This window comes from Micromonospora sp. NPDC000663 (genome assembly GCF_042898105.1).
GTDB lineage: Bacteria > Actinomycetota > Actinomycetes > Mycobacteriales > Micromonosporaceae > Micromonospora.
The window spans coordinates 54,777-68,939 of sequence record NZ_JBIAYR010000014.1; the positions used below are offsets into that span (position 1 = coordinate 54,777).

Below are 14,163 nucleotides of genomic sequence, written 5' to 3' on the forward strand. Positions count from 1 at the left end.
ACCTACCGGGCGTGGTGCCGAGGCAGGGGTGACCACTGGAGGGCGCATGTCTTGACCCGTCACTCACCCTACCCGCCTTCTCCGGAGGTGAAACAGCCGGTCGTCGGGGCGGCGTGTCGCCGACGGAGGCGCGTACCCCGGCCGGGGTGATTAGCTGTGTGGATGACGACCCCGGTCTCCCTCGGTACGTGGCCGACCCCCCTGGAGGCCGCGCCGCGCCTCGCCGCCCGGGTGGGGCTGGCAGAGTTGTGGTTCAAGCGCGACGACCTCAGTGGGCTCGGCGGAGGTGGCAACAAGGTCCGCAAGTTGCGGTACACCTGCGCGGAGGCGGTGGCCGTCGGTGCCACCACGGTGATCACCTCGGGTGGGCCGCAGAGCAACCACGCGCGGCTGACCGCCGCGGCGGCCGCGCGGCTGGGCCTGGCCTGCGTGCTGGTGCTCGCCGGCCCGCCCGCTCCGCACCGGCGCGGAAACCTGCTCCTCGACGAGCTGGCCGGTGCGGAGATCGTCTGGTGCGGGGACCGCCCGCTCGCCGAGGTGGTGGCGGTCGAGGCCCAGAGGCGGTCGGCGTACGTCGTCCCGTTAGGCGGCAGCTCGCCCGCATCGGTCCAGGGGTACGTGGACTGCGGCCGGGAGTTGCGCGCCCAGGTGCCGGACATCGACGGGGTCGAGGTCGTGGTGGCGGTCGCCTCCGGCGGCATGATGGCCGGGCTGGTCCGTGAACTGGGCGCCGAGCGGGTGATCGGCGTGGACACCGGTGCGGTACCCGACCCCCGTGCCGCCGTCGCCGGGCTGCTCGACGGCCAGGTCGAGCCGGCCGCGTTGCGCATCGACGGATCACAGGTGGGCGCGGGTTACGGCACGTTCACCGACTCCGTGCGGGCGGCCCTGTACGCGACCGCCCGCGAGGAGGGCGTGTTCCTGGACCCGACGTACACGGGTCGGGCGATGGCGGCGTTGCTGGAAGGCAGCTTCCCGCACGGCGACCGGGTCGTCTTCGTGCACAGCGGTGGACTGCCGGGACTCTTCGGTCATGCCGAGGTCGGGGACCTCACTCCGCCCAGTCCGACTCCTCGATGACCCGGACGAAGTCGATGTGGCGGTAACCGGGCACGCGGTGCTCGAGTACGTCGCCGTTGACCGTCCCGAACGTGGTGTCCGGTCGGTGCCGGAACCCGTCGGCGAACGCGTCGACGATGGCGCGCTTGAAGTGCGGCCGTGGGTGCGCCGCCACCACCGCGGCGATGTCGGCGGGGGACAGCTTCCGGTAGCCGATGCCGAGCACGTCCGTCTCGACGCCCGCGCTGACGAGGGCGACCTCGGGCTCCAGCCGGTGCGGCACCTCGGGCGTGGTGTGCAGGGCGATCGCCTCCCACACGAGGCGCGCCTCGTGCTCGCCGATCCCGTGTGAGCGCAGGAATCGGCGTGCCTCGTCCGCGCCGTCCAGCTCGAAGCGCTGGTCGTCGCGACGGTACCGCTCGGTCAGGCCCAGGTCGTGGAACATCGCCCCCACGTAGAGCAGCTCGGGGTCGGCCGTCAGACCGAGCCGCCGGCCCTGGAGGGTGCCGAAGACGAAGACCCGCCGGGAGTGGTGGAACAGCAGGTCGTCGGTGGCGGCCCGGACCAGGTCGGTGGCCTCGGTGGCGAGCGGCGAGTCGGGGATCTTGACCCCCGCGATTGTCTGGATCATGGATGTCCTGTCGGTCCGGGGAGCCCGTGGCGTGCTCCGGTGCGTCAAGCGTCACGCCGGGAGGCCGTCCCCGGCCCTGTCCTGTCTGCCATGCTTCCCTCAGATCGGGACACGTCGGGAGGGCGGCACGGTGACGGACCACGCGGAACGGGCGCACCGGGTCTGCGCCCTCGTCTTCGACGGGATGAAGATGCTCGACCTGGCCGGACCGTTCGAGGTGTTCGCGGAGGCCGCCAGGTTCGGTGCCCGGTACGAGCTGGAGGTGCGGTCCGGCGACGGCGCTCCGGTCCGCTCCTCGACCGGCCTGCGCGTCCCCGTCGACGGGAACGTCGAGTCGGCGACGGATGTCGGAACCGCCCTGGTGGTCGGCGGCGACGACCTGCCGACGACCCCGATCAGCTCCGAGCTCAGGGCCGCTGCGGTGTCGCTGTCGCGCCGCGCCTGTCGTACCGCGTCGGTCTGCACAGGCGCCTTCCTGCTGGCTGAGGCCGGCCTGCTGGACGGCCGTCGGGCCACGACGCACTGGCGGCACACCCGGCTGCTCGCCGCCGCCTTTCCGCGCGTGCGGGTGGAGCCCGACGCGATCTTCGTGGAGGACGGGACGATCGTCACCTCTGCGGGCGTCTCCGCCGGCATCGACCTCGCCCTGGCGCTCGTGGAGCGGGACCACGGCGAGGAGGTGGCGCGATCTGTCGCGCAGTCGCTCGTGGTGTTCCTGCAACGGCCCGGTGGTCAGTCGCAGTTCTCGCCGTCACTGACCCTGCCCCGGCCGAGCAGCCCCGTCCTACGGCAGGTGACCGACGCGGTGGCCGCCGACCCGGCCGCCGACCACTCGGTGCCGGCGCTGGCCGCCCGCGCGCATGTCAGCCCCCGGCACCTCTCCCGGATGTTCCGGCAGGAGACCCGCAGCAGCCCTGCCAAGTACGTGGAGGGTGTGCGGGTCGACGCGGCCATCCGGCTGTTGCACGCCGGGCACTCGGTCACCACCTGTGCGCAACGGGTCGGCGTCGGCAGCCCCGAGACACTGCGCCGGATGTTCCTCGCGCGGGTCGGGGTCTCGCCGAGCGCCTACCAGCAGCGGTTCCGCACGTCGACGCGCGGCGCGGCGCCGGACGACGAGGACTGACCGTTCCCCGCCCGGTCGAGCCCGGAACGGAACACGCTGCGCCGAATCGGATGCGGTGCGACGAGCGGCTGTGGCGCGATCGCGTGATGTGGGCGCACCTGCTCGACCCCGAGGATCGAAGAACGGCGGCGTCTCGCACCCGGATCCGGTCCGATCGGAGTGAGGAGTCAGTGACCATGGCGAACAGCGACCCCCAGCCGCGTCGCGGTGACGAGGGCAGCGCGCCCATCGCGGGCCGTAACGTCGAGCTGGAGCGGCAGAATCGGGATCTCCTCGTGCCGCCGACGACCGACAGCGGACGTTCGACTTCCAGGCCGGCGACGTCGGCTACGTGCCCTTCGCCTACGGCCACTACATCGAGAACCTCGGTGACGAGCCTCTGGTGTTCCTGGAGATGTTCAAGCATCCCCGGTTCGAGGACATCTCGGTGATGCAGTGGATGGCGAACACACCTCACGAGATCATCGCCGACACGATCAACGTCGAGAAGTCGACCATCGACGAGCTGCCGGCCACCAAACAGACAGTGATCTGACGTGGACGGGTGCGAAACTCCCCTGGTGGGGCCCGAGAGCAACCGGCTAGGGTTCCCGCTGTGTTCCGCATCGTCGTGATCATCGCCGCCGTGGTGCTCGCCGTGGACCAGGCCACGAAGTTCTGGGCCGAGTCCGCGCTCTCCGACGGGCAGGCCGTCTCCCTCGTGGGTGACCTCCTGCAACTGCGGCTGGTCTACAACCCGGGCGCCGCCTTCTCCATCGGCTCGTCGTACACCTGGGTCTTCGGGCTGACGGCGGCGGCGGCGGTCGTCGCGGTGACGGTCGTGGCGCGACGGGTCACCTCACGTCAGTGGGCCGTGGCACTGGGGTTGGTGCTCGGCGGGGCGGCGACCCATCTGCTGGACCGCCTCTTCCGGGAGCCCGGGTTCGCCCGGGGGCACGTGGTGGACTTCATCGACTACGCCGGGTTCTTCATCGGCAACGTCGCCGACATCGCGCTCGTCGTCGGTGTCGGCATCGTCCTGCTGCTCAACCTGCGGGGCGTACCGCTGCGGGCGCCGGCCGTGCCCGACGACGCCCGCGCCGACGAGCGGGCACTGCCGAATCCCTGACGTACGCATCGGCGCGGCACCGGCTGACCGGCACGTCCCACGGGTTGCCGGCGGCAGGTGAACGTTGGTGGGGGATGCTTGTCGCGTGCAGATCACGATCCTCGGCCCGCTCGCCGTCGACGGTCGACCGGTCCGGGGCGAGCGGCTCGCGGCGGTGGTGCGCGCCCTGGTCGACGCGCGTGGGCGGGCGGTCTCCACCGCGCTGCTCGTGGACGCCGTGTGGGACGGCGTTCCGCCGGACGACGCGGCGGGCGCCGTCCAGGCGCTGGTGTCGCGGGCACGCCGTCTCGGGCTGCCGGTCGTCGCGGTGCCGGGTGGATACCGGCTGCCCTCCGACGAGATCACCGTCGACGTGGTCGAGGCGCGGGCGCTTGTGGAGCGGGCGAACTCCGCGCTCCGGGACGGGGATCCGTCGGCCGCCCGGGACATGGCCGACCGGGCGCGGGCGCTGTTCCCCGAGGTCCCGGATCTCGACACCACCGAGGACGCCCGCCTGTTCGCCGACGTCGCCGCGCTGCGCGCGCGGGCGGCGCTCGCCGGTGCGGAGCCCTTCGACGAGGCGGACCTGCGCCGGCTCGCCGCGCGTACCACACCGGACGAGCCGTCGGCCGCGCTGCTGGTCCGGGTGCTCGCCGCCCAGGGCCGCGACGCCGAGGCCCTGGAGGTGATCGAGCGTCTGCGCGCCGAACTGGCCGACCGGTACGGCACCGACCCGTCGCCGGTGATCGCCGAGGTCCACCTGGCCCTGCTGCGCGGCGAACTCACCACCCCGACCGTCGTGGCGCCGCCCCGGCAGCCGGCACGGATCACGCTGCCCGCCGCGTGGCGTCGGCCACTGACCGCCCTCGTCGGGCGGGAGCGTGACGTCGAAGCCGTCGCCGACGCGCTGACCGGGACGGCGCTGGTGACGATCGTGGCGACCGGCGGTGCGGGGAAGACCCGCCTCGCCGCCGAGGTGGCGCGGCGCGCGGCGGCGGCCGGGCAGGCGGTACGGGTGATCGAGCTGGCCGGCCTGCGCTCACCCGACGAGGTGCTGCCCACGGTGCTCGCCGCGCTGGGCGGTGCGGACACGACGGCGACGGGCGGCAACCTGGGCCTGGAACGGCGCGTCCTGAGCCCGGTGCAACGGCTGCGGGCCGTGGCGCCGGACCTCGACGGGCTGCTGGTGCTCGACAACTGCGAACACATCCTGGACGCGGCGGCCACCGTCGTCGCGGACCTCGTCGCGGTGGCGTCGCCGGAGGTCGCGGTGCTCGCCACGAGCAGGGCACCGCTCGGCCTGGCCGGGGAACTGGTGCACCGGCTCACCGCCCTGCCGGACGCCGACGCGCTCGCCCTGATCGAGTCCCGGGCGCGGGCCGGAGGCGCGGTGCCGACCTGGGACGACGAACGGGCACTCGCCCTGTGTCACCGGCTCGACAACCTGCCGCTGGCGCTCGAACTGGCCGCCGCACGGCTGCGGCACATGCCGATCGACGACGTGCTCGCCGGTCTGACCGACAGGTTCGCGCTGCTCGACGACGCGCTGCGCGGCCTGCCGGAGCGGCACGCGAGCCTGTGGGCGATGGTCGACTGGAGCCGCGAGCTGCTCGCCCCGGCCGACCGTGAGCTGCTCCAGCGGGTGGCTGTCGTCCCCGCCGCGTTCACCGCCGATCTCGCCGCCTCGGTCGCCGGAACCTCTGACGTACGGCGCGGTCTGGCGACGCTCGTCGAACAGTCCCTGCTGACCCTGGTCCAGGGGGAGGGGCCGCCGCGCTACCGGATGCTCGAAACTGTCCGCGAGTACGGCGAAGCGCGGCTCGACGCGGCAGGTGACCGGGACCGCACCATGGCCGGACTTGTCGACTGGGCGCGGGAGCGCGCCGTCGAACTCGGCGGCCGGTTCGTCGGCCCCGGCCAGGTCGAGGCGCTCGACGACTGCGCCACCGAGCAGGACAACCTGATCGCGGCTCTGCGCTGGGCCCTCGGGCACGACGACGAACCGGCCGCGGTCGACGTCGCCACCGCGCTGCTGCACCTCTGGACGGTGCGCGGCCTGCACCTCGAGGTCACCGGGTGGGCGCGGAGTCTGCTGCACGTCGACGACCCACTGCGGCGGCGGCGCTCGGCGATCCAGGGCCGGGTCGTCGACCGGGCACTGCCCGACGCCGACCGCCTCGCCTGGCTGTCCCTGCTGATCGGGGTGAATGCCGGCATCAGCGGTGAACTGCGGCTCGCCGGGCTGGCCCGGCGGGTCCTGCGGAGAGTCCTGGCCGAGCGGCCCGGCGAGCTGTCGCCCCGGATGACCGCGCTCGCGTCGGCATTGCCCGGTTTCGACGAGTCCGACCTGGACAAGAGCCTAAAGAGCGCCACCGAGATGATCGCGCACCCGGACCCGTACGTGCAGGGGCTCGGCCTGTTCGCCCGCGCGGCGGTACGCGAGAACGGCGGCATGCCACAGGCGTCGATCGCCGACGCCGAGCGGGCGTACCGCCGATTCGAGGCGGTCGGCGACCACTGGGGCATGGCCATGGCGGCCGGAGCCGTCGGGCAGTTCGTGATGCCGGCCGGGGAGGTCCGGGCGGCCGACTGGCTGGCGCGCAGCGTCCAGCACATGGAGATGATCGGGGCCACGCAGGACGCCCGGTCCATCCGGGTGCGACTGGACATGCAGCTCGCCCTGACCGGGGACGCGGAGGCCGAGCGGCGGTTGACCGAGACCGCCACCTCGGGCCAGGCCGAGCAGATGGACGCCGCGCAGGCGCATCTCGGTCTGGCGCACCTGGCCTGGCAGCGGGCCCGGTACGACGAGGCGCTCGCCCACGCCGACGGCGTGGTCCGCACACTCAGCCGGGACGTCGGGCCGCCGCCGCAGCCGCGTGCCCTGCTCCGGGTCGCCGTGGCGATGCTGTGGCTGCGGGTGGCCGAGGTGTGCCGGACTCCGGCGGACGAGGTCGATCCGCAGGTGGACGCCCTGTTGGCTGTCGCCGCCGACGACGCGCTGGCCGCACGGGACCTGCCGGTGATCGGGGCGTGGGCGCTGGGCGGGGCGGAACTCGCCGCGTACCGGGGCGACACCGGCATCGCCCGCGAACTGTCCGCCCTCGGGACGCGGATCGGCAGCCACGTCGAGATGTTCTTCCCGCTCGGACGCGGCGAACGGCTCGACGCCGCCCTCGGGGACGAGGAGCAGCGTGAGCCGTTGCTTGCCGCGTGGCGCGGCCGACCGGTCGCCGTCGTGGTCGCCCGCATCCGCGAGTTGATGGACGACCTGCTGGCGTAGGTCAGATCTTCCTGCGGTACGCGCGCAGCGCCAGCGGCATGAACACCACCACGAAGCCGACGCACCAGGCGAGGGTCCACCACACGTGCGCGCCGAGCGGAGTGCCGAGGAACAGCCCGCGTACCGAATCCACCAGGTGGGTCATCGGGTTGACGTCCACGAAGGCCTGCATCCAGCCGGGCAGGGTGTCGGCGCCGACGAACACGTTCGACGCGAAGCTCAGCGGCATGATCAGCGCGAACATCAGCCCCTGCACGGCGCCCGGGGTGCGGACCTTCATCGACACGTAGACCGGCAGCCAGCTGAGGCAGAGCGCGAACAGCACCGCGAGCAGGCAACCGGCGATCGCCCGGAGCGGGTCGGTCTCGATCCGGAACCCCATCAGGTAGCCGATCGCCAGTGTCGAGACCGTGACGATCACGTACCGGACGACGTCGCCCAGGACCGCGCCGACAAGCGGCGCGGAGCGCGGGATCGGCAGCGACCGGAACCTGTCGAAGATCCCCTTGGCGATGTCGGTGTTGAGGTTGACGCCGATCGCGATGGCCCCTGTCGCGATGGTCTGCGCCAGGATCCCGGGCAGCAGGAACTGTAGGTAGTCGTGGGTGGAGCCGGCGACCGCGCCGCCGAAGACGTACACGAAGATGACGAGGAACAGCACCGGTTGCAGCGTGACGTCGACCAGGGCCTCGGGCGTACGCCAGGTCTTGATGAGACTGCGCTTGGCCAGTGCCAACGAGTGTCGTACGAGCCGGAACGGTCGTGGGTTCGGGGCGACCGTCGACAGGGCGGAACTCGCCGTGGTGGGTGCGCCGACCAGGGTGCTCATGCCGCGACCTCCGTGCGGTGGGTGGTGTCGTACTCGGATGCCGTACGCCCGGTGAGGGTGAAGAACACCTCGTCGAGGCTCGGCAGGTGCAGGGAGAGTTCGGTGACCGCGATGCCGGCGGCGGCGAACCGCGCGACGCTCTTGGTGAGCGCCCGGTCGTCGGTGACCGGTACGGCGAGTACGCCCTTGCGGATCTCGTCGGCCTGCGCGCCGGAGCCGACCTCGGACAGGATCGCCGCGATCCGGGGCAGGTCCGCGTGGTCGGACGGCCGGACCTCCAGGGTCTGCCCGCCGACCACCCGCTTGAGCCCTTCGGGGGTGTCGTGCGCGATGACCCGCCCGTGATCGATCACCGTGATCGAGTCGGCGAGCGCGTCGGCCTCCTCCAGGTACTGGGTGGTGAGCAGCACCGTCGAGCCGTTGGTGACGAGCGACCGGACCACCTCCCACATGTCCTCGCGCTTGGCCGGGTCGAGGCCTGTCGTCGGTTCGTCCAGGAAGATCACGTCCGGTGATCCGACGAGGCTGGCGGCCAGGTCCAGCCGCCGGCGCATGCCTCCGGAGTACGTCTTCGCCGGCCGGCCGGCGGCCTCGGTCAGGTCGAACCAGTCGAGCAGTTCGGTGGCCCGCCGCCGGGCGCCGACGCGGCCCAGTTCCAGCAGCGTCCCGAACAGTTCCAGGTTCTGCCGTCCGGTCAGGTCCTCGTCGACGGAGGCGTACTGGCCTGTGAGGCCGATGCTCTGGCGGACCCGCTCGGCGTCGCGGACGACGTCGAAACCGCCGATCCGGGCGGTGCCGGAGTCCGGGGTGAGGAGCGTGGAGAGGATGCGTACGGCGGTGGTCTTTCCGGCGCCGTTGGGCCCGAGGACCCCGAGCACAGTCCCCCGGGGTACGGCGAGGTCGACGCCCTGCAGCGCCCTCGTCTTCCCGAAGTTCTTCACGAGGCCCTCGGCCTCGATCACCAGGTCAGCTGTCATGTCCCACAGCCTGCGCCGGGCTCCTGACACCGCGCCGACACGGCACCGACACCGTCACCGACACGGGCGGGTCGGCGGGGCGGTGGGCCCATAACCCGGGGAGTACGACCCAGAGGGGATGACCCGCAACATCCACAGCAGTCAATATGATGACCGCTATCCCGATCTGGTGCGCTCACGAGGCGTGCCGTACCGATGCGGAGGAATGCATGGTTCGCTGGCGCACCCTCACCGGCCTCCTGGCCACCGCGCTGGCCGCGGTGACCGCGGGCAGCCTCACGCTCGCGGCCCCGGCCGCCGCCGACAGCCCGATCACCCCGAACGTCGTCGGCGGCACCCGCGCCGCCCAGGGCGAGTTCCCGTTCATGGTGCGTCTCTCGATGGGCTGCGGCGGGGCGCTGTACAGCCCCCGGCTGGTGCTCACCGCGGCGCACTGCGTGGGCGCAACGGGTACCAACACCAGCATCACCGCGACCCTCGGCGTGGTCGACCTCCAGTCGTCCAGCCGGATCACCGTCCGGTCGAACTACGTCTACCGTGCCCCCGGCTACAACGGCAGTGGCCGGGACTGGGCGCTGATCCGGCTGGCCACCCCCGTCACCGGCTTGAGCACCCTGCCGATCGCCAACACGACCGCCTACGACAGCGGCACCTTCACCGTCGCCGGCTGGGGCGCCGCGCGCGAGGGCGGCAGCCAGCAGCGCTACCTGCTCAAGGCGACAGTGCCGTTCGTCAGCGACTCGACCTGCAACTCCTACTACGGCGGTGACATCATCGCCGCCCAGGAGATCTGCGCCGGGTACGCCAGCGGCGGCGTCGACACCTGCCAGGGTGACTCCGGTGGCCCGATGTTCCGCCGCGACGCCAACAACGCCTGGATCCAGGTCGGCATCGTCAGCTGGGGCAACGGCTGCGCCCGACCCAACTACCCGGGTGTCTACACGCAGGTGAGCTACTTCGCCTCGACTATCGCCTCGGCCGCCGCGAGCCTCGGCGGCTGACACCGTGCGACAGTTGTAGCAGGGTGAGCATCGAGTCCAGGGCCATGAACGTGGCGTCGTCGAGGGACGCGCCGACGCCGAGCGTCAACCAGGCGTCCGGGGTACGGGCCACGGGGCCGGTGATCGGGAAGTCGTCCCGGACGTCGAAGGTCAACGTCACCTCCTCCATCGGACACTCGATCGCGGTGCCGCCGACCTCCCCGTCGCCCTGCGCGGCGTGCCCGTCCCCGACCGAGAACAGCGCGCCGTCGACCGGGATCGGCAACAGCAGGGTGCTGCCGGCCGTCAGGTCCTTGCAGTCCAGGTTGCCGCCGTGCGGTCGGGGTGGGGTTGTCGAGTGCCGCCCCGGCTCGGCCGGCGGCATTCCGAGCACCCCCATGAACGGGCGCAGCGGGATCGTGTGGCCGTGCTGGTTGCGGCCGGTCATCGTCACCGGGTCCAGCTCCCAGGAGTGCACCACCTGCTCGTGCTCGACGCCGTAGCGCTCGTTGAAGTCGCTCGGCCAGCCGCCGGCCACTGTGGTGCCCCAGGTGCCCGGGGTGATCGCGTCGACGCGTACCTCGAGGGTCTGGCCGGCGCGGGCGCCGCGCACCGCGACCGGGCCGATCAGCGCGTGCCCGTGATCCGGCTGGCGCTGCGGGACCCGGGGTCGGTCGCGGTTGTACCCACCCGGGTACGGGCCGGCCGACCACCAGCAGTCCAGGGTGCGGTAGGTGACGGTGTCGCCGGGGTCGATGGTCAGCACCGGCGCAAAGTCGACGGAGAAGTGACCGTGCAGGGTGTCGTCGCCAGGGGTGAGGGTGTGTCGCATCTGGGCAGGCTATGCCCCGGCGTCCAGGACGTCCCGCAGTCGGGCGGCGAACTCCTCGGGCTTGCCCGCGTACCCGGACTCGCCGCCGAGGAACCCGCCGTGGTGGCTGGGGAAGACCACGGCCTCCTGGCCGAGCAGCGCCGCGGTGCCCAGGGCGGTACGCGCGGTGTACGTCCCCGCCGACTCCTCGCCGACCGCGATCACCACCCGGGTGGGGGCCGCCGTCAGCCGGGTCGGGTCGGGGCGGTAGTCGGTGATCGCCGACGAGTTCCTCGACAGCAGCGGGTCGTCGCGGCTCCCGTCGTCGTCGGCCGGCAGCCCGAACATCGCCGGGTCGGGGGCGGGCTGGGCGAAGTAGGCGTCGGTGAACTCGCCCTGCCAGGACGTCATCGCGATGAACGAGGCCATTCCCGCGCCGCGGCCGTTGGCCTGGTAGGCCTCGTGGCAGCCGGCCTGGGCGCGCTCGGCGGCAGTGGCGTCGGGAAGGACTGCGTTGATCGGTGGCTCGTGGGCCACGAGCGTGGCGACGTCCTCGGGGTGGGTGGCGACCAGTTCGAGGGCGGTCACCGCGCCGCCGCTGCTGGCGAACACGTCTACCGGCCCGGCGCCGAGCGCCTCGACAAGCGCGTGCAGGTCGGCCGCCTGCTGCTGTGGAGTCTGGTCGATCCGGCCGTCGGTGCGGACGCTGCGACCCAGACCACGCGGGTCGTAGGTGACGACCGTGCGGTCCGTGAAGTGCGGTGCGAGCGCTCCGAAGCCCTCCGCCGTCATCGGCTGGCCGATCATGAGCAGCGGACGGTGACCGCCGGCGGGGGGCAGCGGCCCGCGTACGTCGTAGACGAGGTCGACGCCGGGGATGGAGAGGGTGTGCGTCCGGATGTCCGTCATACGGGTGAGACTACGGCCGGCGGATCCGTCCGGGAGTGCGATGAGCGCGTGGCGCGGCGGTTTTCGCGATGTGGCGACGGCGTGGGCCGCGGGGGCGTCCGGCGGGTCCGCGGCCCACGGAAGTCACTACGTCGTGGGTACGCGGTCCAGGAAGCCCAGCACCTGGGTCAGCCGTCCGTCGTCGTCGGTCACCGCGACGTCGAAACCGGCGATCGGCGCCTCGCCGTTGTCCGGTCCGAGTTCCCAGGTGAAACGGGTCTGGTTGTGGTGGGAGTCGACAGGTCCGACCAGCCGGAACGTCATGCCGGGGAACTGGCTCTGCACGGCGGCGATCGTCGCGTCGATCGCGTCGCGGCCCTCGGCGACGACAAGCGGGTCGACGTAGCGCCCGTCGGGCGCCCACAGGTCGTCGATGTCGCGGCGCCGCCGCGTGGGGTCGGTCTCGTTCCAGGTCGCCATGTACCGCTCGGCCAGCTTGTCGAACGTGGTCGTCATGGGTCTCTCCTCGTCAGCCGGAGTTGTTGTTCCGGTGAGAAGCTTTCCCGTGCCGTGGTGGGGCTGTCGATTACGTCTGAGGTAATGGTCCAGGCGCCGGCGCGGAACTAGGGTCGGTGAAGTGACGATCATGACCAGGACCGGGCGACAGGTGGGGGAGCTGCTCCGTGACTGGCGTCGGACCCGCGGGCTGAGTCAGCTCGACCTGTCGATCGAGGCGGGAGTGTCGGCCCGGCACCTGAGCTTCGTCGAGACCGGCAGGTCCCGGCCGAGCCCGGACCTCATCCTGCGGCTGGCGGAACACCTGGGCATGCCGCTGGCCGAGCGCAACACGGTCCTGCTCGCCGGCGGGTACGCGCCCGCGTATCCGAGCCACGAGCTGAGCGATCCGGAGTTGGCGCCCGTACGTGCCGCCGTCCGGCAGATCCTCGACGGGCACCGCCCGTACCCGGCGCTGCTCGTCGACCGGCACTGGCACCTCGTCGACGCGAACCCCGCCGTGGGCCTGTTCACCGCGGACGCGCGGCCCCACCTGCTCACGCCACCCGTCAACGTGTTGCGGCTCAGCCTGCATCCCGACGGCATGGCGCCGCGCATCCTCAACCTGCCCGAGTGGCGCTCCCACCTGCTCAACAGGTTGCGCCAGCAGGTCGACGTGACCAACGACCGGGTCCTGTCCGACCTGTACGAGGAACTCCTCGGCTACCCCGGTGCCGATGCCGGCACGGCACCGGTCAGCGACACCCTGTCCCGTGTCCTCGTTCCTCTGCGCTACCGTCACGACGACCGGGAACTGGCCTTTGTCAGCACCACGACCCTCTTCGGTACGCCGTTGGACGTCACCGTCGCCGGGTTGGCCGTCGAGGCGTTCTTTCCCGCCGACCGGGTGACCAGCGAGGCGCTGCGCGCTCTCGCCCCGTCGTGAGCCGTACCCCTACGGATCGCGCCGGCTAGGCAGCGGCTGGCGGAGTCGGTCGTCGATGATTCCCGGCATCCGCCGCGCCACCCCCGCGAGGAGGTCCGCGACCTGGACGCGCGGGTCGTCGCGGGAGTCGACCATGAGCAGGCCGGCCAGGGGTGACACCCCGGGCGGCAGTGCGCCGGCCACCGACGCGCCGGCCAGCGCCCGCTGGAGACGGGTCAACCGGTCGGCGGTCAGGGCGCTCTGCTCGTCGTGCGTCACCAGCACCTGCCGCCGGCCGTCGCTCCACGACAGGACCGTCTCCGCCAATGCCGGCAACAACGGCTCCAGCGGCGGGGGGACCGACCTGTCATCCCCGTCGAGCCGGGCCACCAGGGCCCGCACGCGACGGGGGTCGAGCCCGTCGAGGACGGCATCCGCCGCCGCACCGAGCCGGTGACCCAGCAGCGCGTCCCGGGCCTCGAAGAACCGCCGTACCGTCAGGTCGACAGGCAACCGCCGCTTCATCCGCACGAGATCGACGAACGCCGACAGGAAGAGCGCCCAGTCGCTCCCGGCCGAGTGGCCGGCCTCGTGCAGCGCGACTGCGGTCTGATGGTGGTCCCGGGCCAGGCGGGTGCCGGCCGCGTACGACGGCTCGGTCAGCAGGAGGTCGACGATCCGGGTGACGAGGAAGAACTCCTTGTCGATCAGGTGGACGTGTGCGCGACCGGTCAACGCCGCGAAGAACCACTCCAGGGCCTCGTCCGCACCCGGTCGGCGCAGGAAGTGCCCGGACTTGAACTCGTGCGGCGAGAACCGGAACCCGGACCGCAGCGCGGTGATGAGCGCGACGGCCTCGTCGGTGGCCAGGTCGACACTCGCGTGCGTGATCACCGGGGCGGTCGAGTGCAGCAGGTTGGTGCCCGAGAACCCCGACTCGTCGCAGGCGATCTCCACGACCGCGCCGACCGGCGGGCCGCTCGGCGGGAGCCCGCCCTGAAGTGGCGCCCGCACACCCGAACCCCCGCCCATGCCGCCATGCTCGTCCGTACACCCGCGGCGGACAAGCCGA

At 72.3% G+C, this 14,163-nt stretch carries 13 protein-coding genes and 1 pseudogene; 7 read left to right on the plus strand and 7 right to left on the minus strand.

Features of this window, described 5'->3' with window-relative positions; translation table 11 throughout:
* Positions 1-162 precede the first annotated feature (162 nt).
* Complete coding sequence (locus tag ACFY1S_RS27805; protein ID WP_387123680.1) at positions 163-1,080, plus strand: pyridoxal-phosphate dependent enzyme; 918 nt, start codon at positions 163-165, stop codon at positions 1,078-1,080.
* On the opposite strand, the gene ACFY1S_RS27810 is transcribed toward ACFY1S_RS27805, so the two are convergent.
* Positions 1,052-1,690, minus strand: coding sequence for an HD domain-containing protein (locus ACFY1S_RS27810; RefSeq protein ID WP_387123682.1), 639 nt, complete (start codon positions 1,688-1,690; stop codon positions 1,052-1,054). The genes ACFY1S_RS27805 and ACFY1S_RS27810 overlap by 29 nt on opposite strands.
* Before the next feature lie 130 nt (positions 1,691-1,820).
* Here ACFY1S_RS27810 and ACFY1S_RS27815 point away from each other — a divergent pair, with 130 nt between their 5' ends.
* From ACFY1S_RS27815 to ACFY1S_RS27830, 4 genes and pseudogenes are all read left to right on the plus strand, one after another.
* Positions 1,821-2,816 carry a GlxA family transcriptional regulator gene (locus ACFY1S_RS27815; RefSeq protein WP_387123684.1) on the plus strand — a complete coding sequence of 332 codons (996 nt, stop codon included), beginning with the start codon at positions 1,821-1,823 and terminating at the stop codon, positions 2,814-2,816.
* A 298-nt stretch (positions 2,817-3,114) separates the two neighbouring features.
* Positions 3,115-3,351 (plus strand): annotated as a pseudogene (locus ACFY1S_RS27820) (cupin domain-containing protein); the annotation flags it as partial.
* Positions 3,352-3,411: 60 nt separating this feature from the next.
* Positions 3,412-3,924 carry a signal peptidase II gene (locus tag ACFY1S_RS27825; protein WP_387123686.1) on the plus strand — a complete coding sequence of 171 codons (513 nt, stop codon included), beginning with the start codon at positions 3,412-3,414 and terminating at the stop codon, positions 3,922-3,924.
* Between the two features lie 85 nt (positions 3,925-4,009).
* Complete coding sequence (locus ACFY1S_RS27830) at positions 4,010-7,186, plus strand: BTAD domain-containing putative transcriptional regulator (RefSeq protein WP_387123688.1); 3,177 nt, start codon at positions 4,010-4,012, stop codon at positions 7,184-7,186.
* A 1-nt stretch (position 7,187) separates the two neighbouring features.
* Here ACFY1S_RS27830 and ACFY1S_RS27835 read toward each other — a convergent pair whose 3' ends face one another.
* Positions 7,188-8,015 (minus strand): ABC transporter permease, encoded by an 828-nt coding sequence (locus tag ACFY1S_RS27835; RefSeq protein ID WP_387123690.1) that lies wholly within the window; start codon positions 8,013-8,015, stop codon positions 7,188-7,190.
* On the minus strand, positions 8,012-8,992 hold the full coding sequence (locus ACFY1S_RS27840) for an ATP-binding cassette domain-containing protein (protein ID WP_387123692.1): 981 nt from the start codon (positions 8,990-8,992) through the stop codon (positions 8,012-8,014). The genes ACFY1S_RS27835 and ACFY1S_RS27840 overlap by 4 nt, the downstream gene beginning before the upstream one ends.
* A 209-nt stretch (positions 8,993-9,201) precedes the next feature.
* Here ACFY1S_RS27840 and ACFY1S_RS27845 point away from each other — a divergent pair, with 209 nt between their 5' ends.
* Positions 9,202-9,993 (plus strand): serine protease, encoded by a 792-nt coding sequence (locus ACFY1S_RS27845; protein ID WP_364363518.1) that lies wholly within the window; start codon positions 9,202-9,204, stop codon positions 9,991-9,993.
* On the opposite strand, the gene ACFY1S_RS27850 is transcribed toward ACFY1S_RS27845, so the two are convergent.
* From ACFY1S_RS27850 to ACFY1S_RS27860, 3 genes are all read right to left on the minus strand, one after another.
* Positions 9,959-10,804 (minus strand): acetamidase/formamidase family protein, encoded by an 846-nt coding sequence (locus tag ACFY1S_RS27850; RefSeq protein ID WP_387123694.1) that lies wholly within the window; start codon positions 10,802-10,804, stop codon positions 9,959-9,961. The genes ACFY1S_RS27845 and ACFY1S_RS27850 overlap by 35 nt on opposite strands.
* A gap of 9 nt (positions 10,805-10,813) precedes the next feature.
* On the minus strand, positions 10,814-11,692 hold the full coding sequence (locus ACFY1S_RS27855) for an alpha/beta fold hydrolase (protein WP_387123696.1): 879 nt from the start codon (positions 11,690-11,692) through the stop codon (positions 10,814-10,816).
* A 126-nt stretch (positions 11,693-11,818) separates the two neighbouring features.
* Positions 11,819-12,187, minus strand: a complete 369-nt coding sequence (locus tag ACFY1S_RS27860; protein WP_387123698.1) for a nuclear transport factor 2 family protein — start codon at positions 12,185-12,187, stop codon at positions 11,819-11,821.
* 130 nt (positions 12,188-12,317) lie between these two features.
* Here ACFY1S_RS27860 and ACFY1S_RS27865 point away from each other — a divergent pair, with 130 nt between their 5' ends.
* A complete protein-coding gene (locus tag ACFY1S_RS27865; protein WP_387123788.1) occupies positions 12,318-13,112 on the plus strand; it encodes a helix-turn-helix domain-containing protein in 795 nt (264 codons plus the stop codon).
* A 9-nt stretch (positions 13,113-13,121) separates the two neighbouring features.
* On the opposite strand, the gene ACFY1S_RS27870 is transcribed toward ACFY1S_RS27865, so the two are convergent.
* Positions 13,122-14,123 (minus strand): hypothetical protein, encoded by a 1,002-nt coding sequence (locus ACFY1S_RS27870; protein ID WP_387123700.1) that lies wholly within the window; start codon positions 14,121-14,123, stop codon positions 13,122-13,124.
* Between the last annotated feature and the right edge of the window lie 40 nt (positions 14,124-14,163).